Consider the following 17,899-nt stretch of genomic DNA (forward strand, 5'->3'; position numbering starts at 1 on the left):
CAATGTCAACGATCTTCTAAATGCCTCTTAGAGGCATTTGATGAGCCGGCCGGCGCTTGGCAGGTCCCGGCTTTCTTGGCAGAGGTGGGTCATGAGTCAGACCGAAAGCAGGGGCGGGGCGACGTCGCCCGCAATGGACGAGAGCGAACCGTCGGCCCCGATCACCGTGATGCTGTCGTCGCGACTGATGGTGCTTGCCAATCTGCTCAAGCGTGGCGCGATCCTGCGCTACAAGCGCCTCACTGGATTGTCCTCGGTCGAGTTCGGTCTCGTCGCCTCGCTCGGCCGCCGGCCGCCGATGAGCGTGGCGCGGCTCGCCGAGGCCGTCGGCCAGGACAAGGGACAGATCAGCCGTGCGCTTGCCAATCTGCTCTCGCGCAAGCTGATCGCGAAGACCGCAAATCCGAAAGACAGCCGCGAGGTGCTGATCTCGCTGACCCCTGCGGGTCTCGCCGCGCATGATGCGATCGTTGAAGGCGCGCAGGAGCGTAACCGCCGCTTGCTGGAGCAATTGAGCGAAGCCGAGTTCCACACGCTGCTGGCGCAAGTCGACCAGCTCACGGCGATCGCCGCCGAGATGCTCGAGAGCGAGAAGAGCGCGCGCTGATCTCGCGGCCATCTCAGAACATCTTGGATCGCTTCTAAGAGTCCTTCTAAGACCTTTTCAATTAGGGGATTTTCGCGCGCTCCCATAAGCGTCACGTCGAAGCGCATGCCGTCCGGGGACAGGCGGCATCACGCATCGAACATGCAGTTTGGGGTGGCGCGTTGAACAGTCTGGGAATGCTGCGGTCGGCTGTGTTGGCGACCGCGTCCGCTTTGGTTTTGATGCCGCAGGCATCGCTTGCACAATCTTCCGCGCAGAGTGGCGCAACGAGCCTGCCGGCGGTGACCGTCGCGGCGCCGGAGGCCCGCCGCCGCGCGGCCGCAACTCCCCAGCGCCGCGTGCCGCGCTCCTCGGTGCAGGCCGCCAACAGGAACAAGCCCCAGCCGCAGCGCGATGTCGGCTTCGTCGAGACGCCGCGCGGTCCGGTGAACGGCTACGTCGCCGGCCGCAGCTCGTCCGGCACCAAGACCAACACGCCGATCATCGAGACACCGCAATCGGTGTCGGTCATCGGCGCCGAGCAGATCCGCGACCAGAAGCCGAACAAACTCGACGAGGTGCTGCGCTACACCGCCGGTGTGCGGGCCGGGACCTTTGGCGCGGATACGCGCAACGACTGGTGGCTGATCCGTGGCTTCAAGTCCGACGATGTCGGGCTGTTCCTTGACGGCATGCAGCTGTTCTACACGTCTTATGCGAGCTGGAAGCTCCAGCCGTCCAACATGCAGCGCGTCGAGGTGCTGCGCGGTCCGTCGGCGGTGCTCTATGGCGGATCGAGCCCGAGCGGCATCGTCAACGTCATCAGCAAGATGCCGCCGGCCGAGCCGATCCGCTACGTCGAGACCGGCGTCAACAATTTCGGCAATGCCTATGTCGGGTTCGATTTCGGTGGGCCGGTCGCGACGCAGCCCCAGGATGGCAAGCTGTTCTACCGCGTCGTCGGCCAGGTGCAGAACGGCCCGACGCAGGTCAACTTCACGCCCGACAACAACTACTTCATCGCACCGTCTGTGACCTGGAAGCCGGATGCCGACACAACGTTCACGGTGCTGGCCTCGGCTTCGAGGCAGGACACCCGCGGCATCAACTTCCTGCCCTATGTCGGTACGGTGACGAATGCCTCCTATGGCAGGATTCCGACCAGCTTCTTCGGCGGCGATCCCAGCGTCGACAAGTTCACGCGCGAGCAGGAGATGCTCGGCTACCAGTTCGAGCGCCATCTCACCGATGACCTCACGTTCCGGCAGAACGCGCGGTTTGCGCATATCGACCTGACCTATCGCGGCTATGTCGGCAACGATGCCAATCAGGCGACCGCCACATTCAATCGCTACAATTGGTATGCGAAGAACACGGCCAATCAGGCCGATCTCGACAACCAGCTCGAATATCGCTTCAACACCGGCCCGGTGAGGCACACCATGCTTTTCGGTGTCGATCTGAAGGGCTATCAGATCGACGATTACCAGGCCTTCGGGTTCGGCGTGCCCTCGATCAGCATCTTCAATCCCGTCTACGGCGGAGCCGAAACGCCGCTGCCGACCACGCCGTTCCGCAACTTCCTGATTACGCAGAAGCAGGCCGGCACCTATCTCCAGGACCAGATGAAGCTCGGCGATTTCACGCTGGTCCTGAGCGGGCGGAATGATTGGGTCGAGACGACGCAGGACGCCCGCGACACGGGCGCCAGTGTCGACAGCCGCAACGACAGCAGGTTCAGCGGTCGCGCGGGACTGATCTACAATTTCGACAACGGCATTGCACCCTACGTCTCCTACTCGACCAGCTACAATCCGATCATCGGACTCAACGCGCAGAACAAACTGTTCCTGCCGGAGGCGGGCAAACAGGCCGAGATCGGTGTGAAGGTCGCACCAAAGTGGTTCGACGGCTATTTCACGGTCTCGGCCTTCGACCTGGTCCGTCAGAATGTCGCGACGACGCTGCCGGGCAGTGTTCCAGTCCTGCAGAACCAGACCGGTGAGGTCACGTCGCGGGGCATCGAGCTCGAGGCTGTCGCGAACCCCACGAAGGAGCTGAAGCTGGTCGGCGCCTTCACGGCCTATCATCTGTTCAACAGCCGGGATCTCGACCCGTCCCTGGTCGGCAAGACACCGACCAACACGCCCGAGCTGCTGGTCTCCGGCTGGGCGGACTACACCTTCAAGGACGGACCGCTCGAGGGCTTCGGCTTCGGCGGCGGCGTCCGCTACATCGGCTCGTCGTGGGCCGATACCGCCAACACCCTCGAGGTCCCTGCAGTGGCGCTCGGCGACCTCGCGCTCCACTACGAACGGCAGAACTGGCGTACCGCCTTCAACGTCATCAACCTGACCGACAAGATCTACGTCGCGAGCTGCGCGTCGGCCACGTCCTGCTTCTACGGCGACCGCCGGCGGGTCACCGCCAGCGTTTCCTACAAATGGTGAAGGGAGGGTGAGGACAGGGTAGGGCAGTCTCGTGCCTGCCTGATCGCGTCCTCCTCCTGCCCTGCCGACCGGACGACCGCGGATCTTCCGTTGGGGAGATCGATGAGCTCCAGGCAATGCCCCCCGGCCGGAAGCTCATGCGAGCGCGGCGCGTGCAACGACCCAGCAAGTCGCCGCCGCGCTCGCGGTCGGCCGTACTGCACTATAACGCAGACGATGTGGTTCTCGCCGGAGGCAGGACCGATCCTGTCCTGATGCATGGCTCGTCTGACCACTTGCGCCTGTGGATAGGTGACTTGGTGCAACCCGACTTGGCTCACGGCTGCGACAATCACCGGCTCCCGGGCGTCGTTGCTGCCGCAGACGACCAGCCACTATGTCGGCGGGGCGACAGTCGGGGTTCCTGAGGTCGGCCTTATCCTGGTTGAGTGCGCTGCCGCACCCGAAAACCCGGCGTTTTTCTCGGGCGATCCAGGGCAAATCGCTGCCGCAGCCCGTGCGCCGCAATCTCCGGACCGCTGTCCTTTGAAAACCGGCGGCCGCCCTTGCTGGCCCTGCCGATCTGCTCCATACCAGCGCGGGGTGATTCCGGGATTTTCACCGTGCTGGGGGCGGCAAAGGGCCTGAAAAGAGCGTGTCTTGCGCCCATTGGTGCACTGCGCTAAGGCTCAGAATAATTCCAAATCGGACGAATCCGTGGCTGTCCCGAGGCTGCGGGAAAAAGGGCTCGCCAATGAGCGGCATTCTGCAGAACTATCTTCCACTCGTCGTCTTCATAGGTGTCGCGGGCCTTATCGGCCTCGTGCTGCTGATCGCGCCCTTCATCGTGGCGTTCCAGCAGCCGGATCCGGAAAAGCTGTCGGCGTATGAATGCGGTTTCAACGCCTTCGACGACGCGCGCATGAAGTTCGACGTCCGCTTCTACCTGGTCGCCATCCTCTTCATCATCTTCGACCTCGAGGTGGCGTTCCTGTTTCCGTGGGCGGTGGCGTTCGGCAAGCTTGGCGCGACCGGCTTCTGGTCCATGGTGGTGTTTCTCGCCGTGCTGACGGTCGGGTTCGCCTATGAATGGAAGAAGGGAGCACTCGAATGGGATTGAACCCTGCATCGTCCACGGGTCCGGTCGTCGCGCCGGCCGCCAAGGGCATCCTGGATCCCTCGACCGGCAGGCCAGTCGGGGCCAATGATCCGTTCTTCCTCGAGGTCAACTCCGAGCTGTCCGACAAGGGCTTCTTCGTGGCCGCGACCGACGACCTCATCACCTGGGCGCGCACCGGCTCGCTGATGTGGATGACCTTCGGTCTCGCTTGCTGCGCGGTCGAGATGATGCAGGTGTCGATGCCGCGCTACGACGTCGAGCGCTTCGGCTTCGCGCCGCGTGCCTCGCCGCGCCAGTCCGACGTGATGATCGTCGCGGGGACGCTGACCAACAAGATGGCGCCGGCGCTGCGCAAGGTCTACGACCAGATGCCCGAGCCGCGCTACGTCATCTCGATGGGCTCCTGCGCCAATGGCGGCGGCTACTATCACTATTCCTACTCGGTCGTGCGCGGCTGCGACCGCATCGTTCCGATCGACATCTACGTGCCGGGCTGCCCGCCCACGGCGGAAGCGCTGCTCTACGGCGTGCTGCTGCTGCAGAAGAAGATCCGGCGCACCGGCACCATCGAACGCTAAGGTTTTACGTCATGGACGACGCCAAGCTCGACGCCCTGGGGCAGACGATCGTTAGCGCGCTTCCGGGCGCCGCCACCGGTCATTCGGTGGCCTTCAACCAGCTGACGGTTGATGTCGAGGCCAGCAAGATCGTCGAGGTGGTCAAGTACCTCCGCGACGATCCGAGCTGCCGCTTCGTCAACTTCACCGACATCACGGCCGCCGACTATCCGTCGCGCGAAAAGCGCTTCGACGTGATCTATCACTTCCTGTCACCGACCCTGAACGCGCGCATCCGCCTCAAGGCCCAGGCCGACGAGACCACGCAGGTGCCGTCGCTGATCGAAATCTTCCCCGGCGCCGACTGGTTCGAGCGCGAGGCCTACGACCTCTACGGCGTGTTCTTCGTCGGCCATCCCGACATGCGCCGCATCCTCACCGACTACGGCTTCGAGGGTCATCCGCTGCGCAAGGATTTCCCGACCACCGGTTTCGTCGAGGTCCGCTACGACGACCAGGAGAAGCGGGTGGTGTACGAGCCCGTGCGTCTGAACCAGGAATTCCGCAAGTTCGATTTCCTCTCGCCATGGGAAGGCGCGGACTATCCGGTCCTCCCGGGGGATGAAAAAGCGGGGCCGAAGGTCTGATCATGAACGAGCAACAGCTTCGCAATTTCACTATCAATTTCGGACCGCAACATCCGGCGGCTCACGGCGTGTTGCGCCTGGTGCTGGAGCTTGACGGCGAGGTCGTCGCCCGCGTCGATCCCCACATCGGTCTCTTGCATCGCGGCACCGAGAAGCTGATCGAGCAGAAGACCTATCTGCAGGCGATCCCGTATTTCGATCGGCTCGACTACGTCGCGCCGATGAACCAGGAGCACGCCTTCTGCCTCGCCGCCGAGAAGCTGCTTGGCATCGAGGTGCCGCGCCGCGGCCAGCTGATCCGCGTGCTCTATTGCGAGATCGGCCGCATCCTCTCTCATCTTCTCAACGTCACCACGCAGGCCATGGACGTCGGCGCGCTGACCCCGCCGCTGTGGGGCTTCGAAGAGCGCGAGAAGCTGATGGTGTTCTACGAGCGCGCCTCGGGCAGCCGTATGCACGCGGCTTACTTCCGCGTCGGCGGCGTGCATCAGGATCTGCCGCAGAAGCTGGTCGACGACATCGAGGCCTGGTGCGATCCGTTCCTGAAAGTCGTGGACGATCTCGATCGGCTGCTCACCGCCAACCGCATCTTCAAGCAGCGCAACGTCGACATCGGCGTGGTGCCGCTGAAGGAGGCCTGGGAGTGGGGCTTCTCGGGCGTGATGGTGCGCGGCTCGGGCGCGGCCTGGGATTTGCGCAAGTCGCAGCCCTACGAGTGCTACGCCGAGATGGATTTCGACATTCCGATCGGCAAGAACGGCGACTGCTACGACCGCTATCTGATCCGCATGGAAGAGATGCGCCAGTCCGTGCGCATCATGAAGCAGTGCATCCAGAAGCTGAACGCGCCTGAAGGCAAGGGACCGGTCGTCGTCGAAGACAACAAGGTCGCGCCGCCGCGCCGGGGCGAGATGAAGCGCTCGATGGAAGCGCTGATCCACCATTTCAAGCTCTACACCGAAGGCGTCCACGTGCCGGCCGGCGAAGTCTACGCCGCGGTCGAGGCGCCCAAGGGCGAGTTCGGCGTCTACCTGATCTCCGACGGCACCAACAAGCCCTACAAGTGCAAGATCCGCGCGCCGGGCTTTGCGCATCTGCAGGCCATGGACCACATCTGCCGCGGCCATCTGCTCGCCGACGTCTCGGCGATCCTCGGCTCGCTCGACATCGTGTTCGGAGAGGTCGATCGGTGATGGGGCAGCAGGCGCCAATCCAGTTTGACCGCGCCTCGGGGGCCCTGGAAGGGGCCAACCTGTGGGAGCGGACGGCTGCCTTGGCGCTGGTGACGGGATCGAAGATCTCCTCGCACTTCTCGCATATGGGCTACATCGCCTGCGCGAATCTGCTGCGGAAGACGCTGCCCAAGCGCAACATCGCGATCAGGCTCAATCCCGACGCCGTGTTCGAATTCCCCTATGGCGACGGCTATTGGAGCAAGCTGCTCAATCGCTCGTATAATTACGAGGACGAGCTCGAGCTCTTGTTCGCCGACTCCATCGACGTCGATTACACCTTGCTCGATTGCGGCGCGAACTACGGCTACTGGTCGGTGCTGGTCTCGAGCAAGCCGTTCGGCTCGCACAAGGCGATCGCGATCGAGCCGTCGGGGCAGAACTACCCGAAGCTCGTCAACAACGCGCGCGTCAACGGCAATCGCTTCGACCCCATGAAATGCGCGATCGGCGCCGTCCGTGGCACCGCGCGGCTGTCGGGCACAAAGCACGAAGCCTTCAGCATCGCGGGCAATCCGTCGGCTGGCGGCGAGGAGGTGCCGGTCATCTCGCTCGACAATCTCATTGACGACGGCAAGGTGCCTGCCACCGGCAAGTACCTGATCAAGCTCGACGTCGAGGGCGTCGAGATCGAGGCGATCAAGGGCGGCGCACGGCTGCTCCAGGCCGACAGCGTCATCATGTGCGAGGAGCACGGCAGCGACCGCAATCACTCCGTGTCGCGCTTCATCCTCGAACAGACCCCGCTGAAGCTGATCGTGTTCGATCCGCGCAGCAACCGCATGGAGACCGTGACCGAGCTGTCGATCCTCGACCGCATCAAGGTCTCGACCCACGTCGGCTACAACGTTTTCGGCACCGCAAGCGCATTCTGGCAGGACAGGATCGAAGCCCTGAATGCCAAAACCGCGCGCCGCATGCAGTGAGAGATTGAAGAGATGTCCGTTCGTCGATTAGCACCGAAGGAAGTCCAGCCCGCGAGCTTCGCGTTCACGGAGGAGAACCTCGCGTTCGCCAAGCAGCAGATCGCGAAATATCCGGCGGGACGTCAGGCCTCCGCGGTCATCGCCATTCTCTGGCGCGCGCAGGAGCAGCACGACGGCTGGGTCTCGGAAGCCGCGATCCGCGTCATCGCCGACATGCTCGACATGCCCTATATCCGCGTGCTGGAAGTCGCGACCTTCTACACGATGTTCCAGCTCGCCCCGGTCGGCAAGAAGGCGCACGTCCAGGTCTGCGGCACCACGCCGTGCCGGCTGCGCGGCGCCGAGGATCTGATCCACGTCTGCGAGCACCGCATCCATCACGAGCCCTTCCATCTGTCCAAGGACGGCAATTTCAGCTGGGAAGAGGTGGAGTGCCTGGGCGCCTGCGTGAACGCGCCGATGGTGCTGATCGGCAAGGACACCTATGAGGACCTGACCAAGGAAAGCTTCGGCAAGGTGCTCGACGGCTTCGCTTCGGGCAATCCGCCCAAGCCCGGTCCGCAGAACGGCCGCCAGTTCTCGGCGCCGATCACCGGGCCGACCACGCTGAAGGAGATCACCTGATGCGTGATTTCTCGTCGCAGGCCATGCAGGGGAGCGGTGCCGTGAAGAAGTGGGGCTTCATCGCGATGCATGCGGCGGTTGCGGCCGCCTTCATTTTCCTGCTGCAGCGTTTCAGCCTGAACGCGTCGCTGGAATCCAGTCTGCTCTGGGCGCTGACCTTTGCCGTCTGCGCCTCCGGACTTGCCTACAAGCAGACCATTCGTTGATCGGAAAGCACTGATATGCTCGAGGACAAGGACCGCATCTTCAAGAACCTCTACGGCCTCCACGACTGGGGGCTCGAGGGTGCGCGGCGCCGCGGCGCCTGGGATGGCACGAAGAACATCATCGACAAGGGCCGCGACTGGATCATCAACGAGATGAAGGCGTCGGGCCTGCGCGGCCGCGGCGGCGCCGGCTTCCCGACCGGTCTGAAATGGTCCTTCATGCCGAAGGAATCGACCGACGGCCGTCCGAGCTATCTCGTCGTCAATGCCGACGAATCCGAGCCCGGCACCTGCAAGGATCGCGAGATCATGCGGCACGATCCGCATCTCCTGATCGAAGGCTGCCTGATCGCGAGCTGCGCGATGAACGCGCATGCCTGCTACATCTATGTCCGCGGCGAGTTCATCCGGGAGCGCGAGCATCTGCAGGCCGCGATCGACCAGGCCTATGAGGCCAAGCTGGTCGGCAAGGACAACGTCAACGGCTGGCCGTTCGACATCTACGTCGCGCACGGCGCCGGCGCCTATATCTGCGGCGAGGAAACCGCGCTGCTCGAAAGCCTCGAAGGCAAGAAGGGCCAGCCGCGGCTGAAGCCGCCGTTCCCGGCCAATGTCGGCCTGTTCGGCTGCCCGACCACCGTCAACAACGTCGAGTCCATCGCGGTTGCGCCCGACATCCTGCGCCGTGGCGCCGCCTGGTTCGCCGGCATCGGCCGTCCGAACAATGTCGGCACCAAGCTGTTCTGCATCTCCGGCCATGTCGAGCGGCCCTGCAACGTCGAAGAGGCCATGGGCATTCCGTTCCGCGAGCTGATCGACAAGCATTGCGGCGGCATTCGCGGCGGCTGGGACAATCTCAAGGCCGTGATCCCCGGCGGCTCGTCGGTGCGCATGGTGCCGGCCGAGCAGATCATCGACACGCCCATGGATTTCGACTCCTTGAGCAAGCTGCGCTCGGGTCTCGGCACCGCGGCCGTGATCGTGATGGACAAGTCGACCGACCTGATCCGCGCCATCGCCCGCATCTCCTATTTCTACAAGCATGAGAGCTGCGGCCAGTGCACGCCGTGCCGCGAGGGCACGGGCTGGATGTGGCGCGTGCTCACCCGCATGGCCGAGGGTCGCGCCCACAAGCGCGAGATCGACATGCTCCTCGAAGTGACCAAACAGGTCGAAGGCCACACCATCTGCGCGCTCGGCGACGCAGCCGCATGGCCGATCCAGGGCCTGATCGCGCATTTCCGTCACGAGATCGAAGCGCGCATCGACCAGTATTCGCACAGGGCCGACATTGACGATATCGGCGTCCGCGATCCCGTGAACATGGTCGCGGCGGAGTAAGAGACATGACCAAGCTCATCATCGACGGCAAAGAGATCGATGTCCCCGCCGAATACACGCTGCTTCAGGCGTGCGAGGCGGCCGGCGCCGAGATTCCGCGCTTCTGCTATCACGAGCGGCTGTCGATCGCCGGCAATTGCCGGATGTGCCTCGTCGAGGTGAAGGGCGGCCCGAAGCCGGTCGCGAGCTGCGCCTGGGGCGTGCGCGACTGCCGTCCGGGCCCCAAGGGCGAGCCGCCGGAAATTTCCACGCGTTCGCCGATGGTGAAGAAGGCACGCGAAGGCGTGATGGAATTCCTTCTGATCAACCATCCGCTGGACTGCCCGATCTGCGACCAGGGCGGCGAGTGCGATCTGCAGGACCAGGCGATGGGCTATGGTGTCGACACCAGCCGCTTCGCCGAGAACAAGCGCGCCGTCGAGGACAAATATCTCGGCGCGCTAGTCAAGACCTCGATGAACCGCTGCATCCAGTGCACGCGCTGCGTCCGCTTCTCGGCGGAAGTCGCAGGCGCCCCGGAGATGGGCGCCACGGGGCGTGGCGAGGACATGGAGATCACGACCTATCTCGAGCACGCGCTGACTTCGGAATTGCAGGGCAATCTCGTCGACATCTGCCCGGTCGGCGCGCTGACCTCGAAGCCCTATGCTTTCGCGGCACGCCCCTGGGAGCTCGGCAAGACGCAGTCGGTCGACGTCATGGACGGGGTGGGCTCGGCGATCCGCGTCGATACCCGCGGTCGTGAAGTGATGCGCGTGCTGCCGCGCATCAACGAGGCCGTGAACGAGGAATGGATCTCGGACAAGACCCGCCACGTCGTCGACGGCCTGCGCACCCAGCGGCTCGACCGGCCCTATGTCCGTGAGGCCGGCAAGCTGCGCGCGGCGAGCTGGACGGAGGCCTTTGCCGCGATCGCCGCCAAGGCGGCGCGCACCGACGGCAAGCGCATCGGCGCGATCGCCGGCGATCTCGCCGGTGTCGAGGAAATGTTCGCGCTGAAGGATCTGCTCGCCAAGTTCGGTTCTGGCAATCTGGCGGTGCAGGGCGGCGACGCCTTCGACCCCGCGCTCGGCCGCGGCTCCTACATCTTCAACCCGACGCTGGCGGGCGTCGAGCAGGCGGATGCGCTGCTCATCATCGGCGCGAACCCGCGGAAAGAAGCGGCCGTGTTCAACGCCCGCATCCGCAAGCGCTGGCGCGCCGGCGGCTTCAAGGTCGGCGTGATCGGTGCCAAGCCCGATCTGACCTACGATTACGATCACCTCGGCGCGGGCACCGAGACGCTCGGTGAGCTCGCGGCCGGCAAGCACTCCTTCATGGACGTGCTGAAGAACGCCAAGAATCCGATCATCCTGGTCGGCGCGGGCGCGGCCGCACGTCACGACGGCGCGGCCATCCTCGCAGCTAGCGCCAAGCTCGCGCTCGATGTCGGCGCGCTCAAGGACGGCTGGAACGGGTTCGGCGTGCTGCACGAGAGCGCCTCGCGCGTCGGTGCGCTCGACATCGGCTTCTCCGCAACGGGCGGCGGCCTCAATGCCGCGCAGATGACGACGTTCGGCACGCTCGACCTCTTGTTCCTGCTGGGGGCCGACGAGATTAACGCGCCGGATGGCACCTTCGTCGTCTATATCGGCACCCATGGTGACCGCGGCGCGCACCGCGCCGACGTGATCCTGCCGGCGGCCGCCTACACCGAGAAGTCCGCGATCTACGTCAACACCGAAGGTCGCGTGCAGATGACGGGCCGTGCCGCGTTCCCTCCGGGCGAAGCCCGCGAGGACTGGGCGATCGTCCGCGCGCTGTCCGAGGCGCTCGGCAAGAAGCTCGGCTACGACTCGCTGGCGCAGCTGCGCCAGACGATCTTCAAGGCCGTGCCGCATTTGATCCGTCTCGACCAGATCGAGGCCGGCTCGGCCGAGCAGATCAAGAAGCTGGCGGGGAAGGGCGGCTCGCCGGAGAAGGCGCCGTTCAAGCCGCTGGTCGAGGACTTCTATTTGACCAACCCAATCGCGCGTGCGTCCGCCGTGATGGCGGAATGCTCGCGCCTCGCCTCCGGGCACATGCTGACCGCAGCGGAGTGAGCGTGATCTGATGGAATTCTTCGAAAGCGCATTCTGGACCGGTTTCCTCTGGCCGCTGATCATCATGATCGCGGAGAGCGTCTTGGTGCTCGTCGTCCTTCTGGTGGCGATCGCCTACATCCTGCTGGCCGACCGCAAGATCTGGGCGGCGGTGCAGATCCGGCGCGGCCCGAACGTGGTCGGCCCCTGGGGCCTGTTCCAGTCCTTCGCCGACCTTCTGAAGTTCGTGCTGAAGGAGCCGATCATCCCGGCCGGCGCCAACAAGGGCGTCTTCCTGCTGGCGCCGCTGGTGTCCTGCGTGCTGGCGCTCGCGGCCTGGGCGGTGATCCCGACCAATCTCGGCTGGGTGATCTCCGACATCAATGTCGGCATCCTCTTCATCTTCGCGATCTCGTCGCTGTCGATCTACGGCATCATCATGGCCGGCTGGTCGTCGAACTCGAAGTATCCGTTCCTGGCCGCGCTGCGCTCGGCGGCGCAGATGGTGTCCTACGAAGTCTCGATCGGCTTCGTCATCATCACGGTGCTGCTCTGCGCCGGCACGCTGAACCTGTCGGCCGTCGTCGAGGCCCAGCACGTCCGCGGCCTAGCCAGCCTGATCGGGCTGCCGCAGCTCACCATCCTGAACTGGTACGTCTGGCCGCTGTTCCCGATGTTCGTGGTGTTCTACGTCTCGGCGCTGGCGGAAACCAACCGTCCGCCCTTCGACCTCGTCGAAGCGGAATCCGAGCTGGTCGCCGGCTTCATGGTCGAATACGGCTCGACCCCGTATCTGCTGTTCATGCTCGGCGAATACGTCGCGATCGTCACGATGTGCGCGATGGCGACGATCCTGTTCCTCGGGGGCTGGCTGCCGCCGGTGGATCTGCCGCCCTTCAACTGGGTGCCGGGCATCATCTGGTTCTCGCTGAAACTGTTCTTCATGTTCTTCCTGTTCGCGATGGCAAAGGCGATCGTGCCGCGCTACCGCTACGACCAACTGATGCGCCTCGGCTGGAAGGTGTTCCTGCCGCTGTCGCTGGCGATGGTGGTCATAGTGGCGGGCGTGTTGCAGTTCGCCGGCATCGCGCCGAAGTGAGGGCCGTCATGGGTATCAACGTCAACGCCACTGCACGCTCGCTTCTGCTGTCGGAATTCGTCTCGGCGTTCTTCCTCGCCATGCGCTATTTCTTCCAGCCGAAGCCGACACTGAACTATCCGTTCGAGAAAGGCCCGATCTCGCCGCGCTTCCGCGGCGAGCATGCGCTGCGCCGCTATCCGAACGGCGAAGAGCGCTGCATCGCCTGCAAGCTGTGCGAGGCGATCTGCCCGGCGCAGGCCATCACCATCGAGGCCGGCCCGCGCCGCAACGACGGTACCCGCCGCACCGTGCGCTACGACATCGACATGGTGAAGTGCATCTATTGCGGCCTCTGCCAGGAGGCCTGTCCTGTGGACGCCATCGTCGAAGGCCCGAACTTCGAGTTCGCGACCGAGACCCGCGAGGAACTGTTCTATGACAAGGCCAAGCTGCTCGCCAACGGCGACCGCTGGGAACGCGAGATCGCGAAAGCGATCGAGCTCGACGCGCCGTACCGGTGAGGTGAGGGCATGATCCTTCCCGCGCTGTTCTTCTATCTCTTCGCCGGCGTCTGCGTCGCCTCGGCGGTGATGGTGATTGTCTCGCGCAATCCCGTGCACTCCGTGCTGTACCTGATCCTGGCCTTCGTCAACGCATCGGGCCTGTTCGTGCTGATGGGCGCCGAGTTCCTCGGCATGATGCTGATCGTCGTCTATGTCGGCGCGGTCGCAGTGCTGTTCCTGTTCGTGATCATGATGCTCGACGTGGACTTCGTCGAGCTGCGCGAAGGTTTCATCCAGTATCTGCCGGTGGGCCTCGTGATCGGCGGCATCTTCCTGTTCGAATTGCTGCTGACCGTCGGTGCCTGGATCATCAACCCGACCCTGAGCAAGACCATCACGGCGCCGATCCCGACCAACGTCTCCAACACCGAGGCGCTGGGCTTGGTCCTCTATACGAAGTACATCCACTACTTCCAGCTTTCGGGCATGGTGCTGCTGGTCGCCATGATCGGCGCCATCGTGCTGACGCTGCGCCACAAGGCGAGCGTGAAGCGGCAGGACATCAACGTTCAGAACGCGCGCACGCCCGAGATGGCGATGGCGATGCGCAAGGTGGCGCCGGGGCAGGGGCTCTCGGATGCCGATGCGGCGGAGTGGGTGAAATGACGATCGGGCTTGGACATTACCTGGCGGTCGGCGCGATCCTGTTCACGCTCGGGATCCTCGGCATCTTCCTGAACCGCAAGAACATCATCGTCATCCTGATGTCGATCGAGCTGATCCTGCTCTCGGTCAACATCAACCTCGTGGCATTCTCGACCTTCCTCGGCGACATCGTCGGCCAGGTCTTCGCGCTGCTGGTGCTCACCGTCGCAGCCGCTGAAGCCGCGATCGGTCTCGCCATCCTGGTGGTCTATTTCCGCAACCGCGGCTCGATCGCGGTTGAGGACGTCAATCTGATGAAGGGCTGAGCTCTCAAATGGTTCAGGCAATCGTTTTCCTGCCTCTGCTGGGCGCCATTCTGGCAGGGCTCATCGCCCTGGCCGGCGCGCATGCCCGCAACCCCTCGGGCGACGAGCTCGATCATCATGGCGACCATGGTCACGGCGATGCGCACGCTTCGACCGCCCATGATTCACACGGACACGACGATCACGGCCATGACGACCACGGCCACGGCCACGGCCCGGCCGAGCCGGCCGCGGCCGGCTCGCGCGCTGCCGAGCTGATCACCACCGGGCTGCTATTCGTCTCGGCCGCGCTGTCATGGATGACGCTGGTCGATGTCGGCTTCATGCACCACGACGCCCGCATCCAGCTGCTGCCCTGGATCTTCTCCGGCGACCTCCAGGTCTGGTGGACGCTACGGGTCGACACGCTCACCGCCGTGATGCTGGTGGTGGTCACGACCGTGTCCTCGCTCGTGCACCTCTATTCCATCGGCTACATGGACGAGGATCCGAACCGGCCGCGCTTCTTCGGCTATCTCAGCCTGTTCACCTTCGCCATGCTGATGCTGGTGACCGCGGACAACCTCGTGCAGCTGTTCTTCGGCTGGGAAGGCGTGGGTCTCGCCAGCTACCTCCTGATCGGCTTCTGGTACCAGAAGCCGTCGGCGAATGCCGCGGCGATCAAGGCTTTCGTCGTCAACCGAGTCGGCGACTTCGGTTTTGCGCTCGGCATCTTCGCGGTCTTCATGCTGGTCGGCTCGACCGATTTCGAGACGATCTTCCATGCCGCGCCCGGCCTCACCGGCAAGACCATCGACTTCCTCGGCTGGCACGTTGACGCGCTGACCCTGACCTGCCTCCTGCTGTTCATGGGCGCGATGGGCAAGTCGGCGCAGTTCCTGCTGCACACCTGGTTGCCGGACGCGATGGAAGGCCCGACCCCTGTGTCGGCGCTGATCCACGCCGCGACCATGGTCACCGCCGGCGTCTTCATGGTGGCGCGCCTGTCGCCGCTGTTCGAACTCGCCCCGACCGCCCAGGCCGTCGTGATGTTCTTCGGCGCGACCACGGCGTTCTTCGCGGCGACCATCGGCCTCGTCCAGAACGACATCAAGCGCATCGTGGCTTACTCGACCTGTTCGCAGCTCGGCTACATGTTCGTGGCGATGGGAGCAGGGGCCTATTCGGTCGGCATGTTCCATCTGTTCACGCACGCCTTCTTCAAGGCGCTGCTGTTCCTGGGTTCCGGCTCGGTGATCTACGCGATGCACCACGAGCAGGACATCCGCAACATGGGCGGCCTCTGGAAGAAGATTCCCTACACCTATGCGGTGATGGTGGTCGGCACGCTGGCGCTGACCGGCTTCCCGCTCACGGCCGGTTATTTCTCCAAGGACGCCATCATCGAAGCGGCCTACGCCTCGCATAATCCGTTCGGGGTGTACGGCTTCCTGATGACGATCGTCGCCGCCGGCCTGACCTCGTTCTACTCCTGGCGCCTGATCTTCAAGACCTTCCACGGCGAGCCGCATGACGAGCATCACTACGAGGCCGCGCACGAGGCCCCGCTCTGGATCCTGATCCCGATCGGCGTGCTCGCGGTCGGCTCGTTCGTTGCCGGCTTGCCGTTCAAGGAGCTGTTCGCCGGTCACGGCGTCGAGGAATTCTTCCGCGAGTCCGTGAAGATGAACCCGCATATCATCGAGGAGATGCACCACATCCCCGAGACCATCGCGCTCCTGCCGACGGTGATGATGGTGCTGGGCTTCCTCGTCTCGTACCTGTTCTACATCCGGCGGCCCTATCTGCCGGTCGAGCTCGCGAACACGCAGCCGATGCTGTACCAGTTCCTGCTCAACAAATGGTACTTCGACGAGCTCTACGACATCATCTTCGTCCGCCCGGCGAAGTGGATCGGCTATCAGCTCTGGAAGAAGGGCGACGGCTTCATCATCGACGGGTTCGGCCCCGACGGCGTCTCGGCCCGCGTGCTGGACGTCACCCGCAACGTCGTGAAGATCCAGACCGGCTATCTCTATCACTACGCATTCGCCATGCTGATCGGTGCCGCCGGCCTGATCACCTGGTTCATGTTCGGCTTTGGAGGCCAGTAAATGACGACCTGGCCCATCCTATCGGTCACCACGTTCCTGCCGCTGGTCGGCGCGCTGATCGTCTATCTCAGCCGCGGCGATGACGAGGCGGCCAAGCGCAACTCGCGCTGGATCGCGCTCTGGACCACGCTGATCACCTTCGCGGTGTCGGTGATCCTGGTCATGCGCTTCGACCCTAGCAATCCCGACTTCCAGTTCGTCGAGAAGACGAACTGGCTCGCGACCGGGATCACCTACCACATGGGCGTCGACGGCATTTCGCTGCCGCTGGTGATCCTCACCACCGCCGTGATGCCGTTCTGCATCATCGCGAGCTGGAAGGCGATCAGCATCCGCGTCCGCGAATACATGATGGCGTTCCTGATCCTGGAAACGCTGATGATCGGCACCTTCTCGGCGCTCGATCTCGTGCTGTTCTACCTGTTCTTCGAAGGCGGCCTGATCCCGATGTTCCTGATCATCGGCGTCTGGGGCGGCCCGCGCCGGGTCTATGCATCGTTCAAGTTCTTCCTCTACACGCTGCTCGGCTCGGTCCTGATGCTGCTCGCCATCATGGCGCTGTACTGGAACGGCGGCACCACTGATATCCCGACCCTGATGCACACCGCCGTGCCGCGGTCGTTGCAGACCTGGGCTTGGCTGGCTTTCTTCGCCTCATTCGCGGTGAAGATGCCGATGTGGCCTGTGCACACCTGGCTGCCGGACGCGCACGTCGAGGCGCCGACGGCGGGCTCGGTGGTCCTGGCCGCGATCCTCTTGAAGATGGGCGGCTACGGCTTCCTGCGCTTCTCGCTGCCGATGTTCCCGCTGGCCTCGCACGATTTCGCGCCGTTCGTGTTCACGCTCTCGGCCATTGCCATCATCTACACCTCGCTGGTGGCGTTGATGCAGGAGGACATGAAGAAGCTGATCGCGTACTCCTCGGTCGCGCATATGGGCTTCGTCACCATGGGCATCTTCGCCGGCACCATGCAGGGCGTCGCCGGCGGCGTGTTCCAGATGATCTCGCACGGCATCGTGTCCGGCGCGCTGTTCCTCTGCGTCGGCGTCGTCTACGACCGTCTGCACACCCGCGAGATCGCGGCCTATGGCGGCCTCGTCAACCGGATGCCGCTCTACGCGATGACCTTCATGGTCTTCACCATGGCCAATGTCGGTCTGCCCGGCACGAGCGGCTTCGTCGGTGAGTTCATGACGCTGCTCGGCACCTTCAAGGTCTCGATCCCGACGGCGTTCTTCGCCAGCTTCGGCGTGATCCTGTCGGCGGCCTATGCGCTGTGGCTCTATCGCAAGGTCGTGTTCGGCGCGATGGTCAAGCCGTCGCTGGCGAGCATGAAGGATCTCACCTTGCGGGAGTGCGTGATTCTGTTCCCGATGATCGCGCTGACGATCCTGTTCGGCGTCTATCCGAAGCCGGTGCTCGACATGTCGGCCGCCTCGGTCCAGCAACTCGTCAACAATTACAACACCGCTGTGACGGCCGTGAAGGCCGCCGCACTGCTCCAGTGATCGGGCAGGTCAGG

17 protein-coding genes are annotated in these 17,899 nt (G+C 64.0%); all 17 read left to right on the top strand.

What is annotated here, in order from left to right; all coding sequences use genetic code 11:
* Window positions 1-91 precede the first annotated feature (91 nt).
* The 17 genes from ML401_RS15430 to ML401_RS15510 all read left to right on the top strand — a co-directional run bounded on the left by ML401_RS15430 (window position 92) and on the right by ML401_RS15510 (window position 17,885).
* Window positions 92-607, top strand: coding sequence for a MarR family winged helix-turn-helix transcriptional regulator (locus tag ML401_RS15430; protein WP_285812381.1), 516 nt, complete (start codon window positions 92-94; stop codon window positions 605-607).
* Window positions 608-783: 176 nt separating this feature from the next.
* Window positions 784-3,036 carry a TonB-dependent siderophore receptor gene (locus ML401_RS15435; RefSeq protein WP_285812382.1) on the top strand — a complete coding sequence of 751 codons (2,253 nt, stop codon included), beginning with the start codon at window positions 784-786 and terminating at the stop codon, window positions 3,034-3,036.
* A gap of 733 nt (window positions 3,037-3,769) precedes the next feature.
* Window positions 3,770-4,135, top strand: coding sequence for an NADH-quinone oxidoreductase subunit A (locus ML401_RS15440; protein WP_008136158.1), 366 nt, complete (start codon window positions 3,770-3,772; stop codon window positions 4,133-4,135).
* On the top strand, window positions 4,126-4,713 hold the full coding sequence (locus ML401_RS15445) for an NADH-quinone oxidoreductase subunit B family protein (protein ID WP_211416800.1): 588 nt from the start codon (window positions 4,126-4,128) through the stop codon (window positions 4,711-4,713). The genes ML401_RS15440 and ML401_RS15445 overlap by 10 nt, the downstream gene beginning before the upstream one ends.
* An 11-nt stretch (window positions 4,714-4,724) precedes the next feature.
* Window positions 4,725-5,339, top strand: a complete 615-nt coding sequence (locus ML401_RS15450) for an NADH-quinone oxidoreductase subunit C (RefSeq protein ID WP_285812383.1) — start codon at window positions 4,725-4,727, stop codon at window positions 5,337-5,339.
* Between the two features lie 2 nt (window positions 5,340-5,341).
* Window positions 5,342-6,532, top strand: a complete 1,191-nt coding sequence (locus ML401_RS15455; protein WP_285812384.1) for an NADH-quinone oxidoreductase subunit D — start codon at window positions 5,342-5,344, stop codon at window positions 6,530-6,532.
* A complete protein-coding gene (locus ML401_RS15460; protein WP_285812686.1) occupies window positions 6,532-7,497 on the top strand; it encodes an FkbM family methyltransferase in 966 nt (321 codons plus the stop codon). The genes ML401_RS15455 and ML401_RS15460 overlap by 1 nt, the downstream gene beginning before the upstream one ends.
* 12 nt (window positions 7,498-7,509) lie before the next feature.
* Window positions 7,510-8,121 carry an NADH-quinone oxidoreductase subunit NuoE gene (gene nuoE / locus ML401_RS15465; RefSeq protein WP_011087680.1) on the top strand — a complete coding sequence of 204 codons (612 nt, stop codon included), beginning with the start codon at window positions 7,510-7,512 and terminating at the stop codon, window positions 8,119-8,121.
* Window positions 8,121-8,327, top strand: a complete 207-nt coding sequence (locus ML401_RS15470; RefSeq protein WP_285812385.1) for a hypothetical protein — start codon at window positions 8,121-8,123, stop codon at window positions 8,325-8,327. Before nuoE ends, ML401_RS15470 begins: the two co-directional genes overlap by 1 nt.
* Window positions 8,328-8,342: 15 nt before the next feature.
* Complete coding sequence (nuoF, locus tag ML401_RS15475; protein WP_028141460.1) at window positions 8,343-9,668, top strand: NADH-quinone oxidoreductase subunit NuoF; 1,326 nt, start codon at window positions 8,343-8,345, stop codon at window positions 9,666-9,668.
* Window positions 9,669-9,673: 5 nt separating this feature from the next.
* Entirely contained in the window at window positions 9,674-11,749 is a 2,076-nt protein-coding gene (nuoG, locus tag ML401_RS15480) for an NADH-quinone oxidoreductase subunit NuoG (RefSeq protein ID WP_285812386.1), read from the top strand.
* A gap of 10 nt (window positions 11,750-11,759) precedes the next feature.
* The gene (nuoH, locus tag ML401_RS15485; protein ID WP_194407846.1) at window positions 11,760-12,827 is read left to right on the top strand and encodes an NADH-quinone oxidoreductase subunit NuoH; all 1,068 of its coding nucleotides are present in this window, start codon (window positions 11,760-11,762) and stop codon (window positions 12,825-12,827) included.
* A gap of 8 nt (window positions 12,828-12,835) precedes the next feature.
* Window positions 12,836-13,330, top strand: a complete 495-nt coding sequence (gene nuoI, locus ML401_RS15490; protein WP_014494864.1) for an NADH-quinone oxidoreductase subunit NuoI — start codon at window positions 12,836-12,838, stop codon at window positions 13,328-13,330.
* A 9-nt stretch (window positions 13,331-13,339) separates the two neighbouring features.
* Window positions 13,340-13,978 (top strand): NADH-quinone oxidoreductase subunit J, encoded by a 639-nt coding sequence (locus ML401_RS15495; protein ID WP_194407847.1) that lies wholly within the window; start codon window positions 13,340-13,342, stop codon window positions 13,976-13,978.
* Window positions 13,975-14,283 carry an NADH-quinone oxidoreductase subunit NuoK gene (gene nuoK, locus ML401_RS15500; protein WP_008547737.1) on the top strand — a complete coding sequence of 103 codons (309 nt, stop codon included), beginning with the start codon at window positions 13,975-13,977 and terminating at the stop codon, window positions 14,281-14,283. Before ML401_RS15495 ends, nuoK begins: the two co-directional genes overlap by 4 nt.
* 8 nt (window positions 14,284-14,291) lie before the next feature.
* On the top strand, window positions 14,292-16,376 hold the full coding sequence (nuoL, locus tag ML401_RS15505; RefSeq protein ID WP_285812387.1) for an NADH-quinone oxidoreductase subunit L: 2,085 nt from the start codon (window positions 14,292-14,294) through the stop codon (window positions 16,374-16,376).
* The gene (locus tag ML401_RS15510; RefSeq protein ID WP_285812388.1) at window positions 16,377-17,885 is read left to right on the top strand and encodes an NADH-quinone oxidoreductase subunit M; all 1,509 of its coding nucleotides are present in this window, start codon (window positions 16,377-16,379) and stop codon (window positions 17,883-17,885) included.
* Window positions 17,886-17,899: the final 14 nt, after the last annotated feature.

Source organism: Bradyrhizobium sp. 62B (assembly GCF_030272265.2).
Lineage (GTDB): Bacteria > Pseudomonadota > Alphaproteobacteria > Rhizobiales > Xanthobacteraceae > Bradyrhizobium.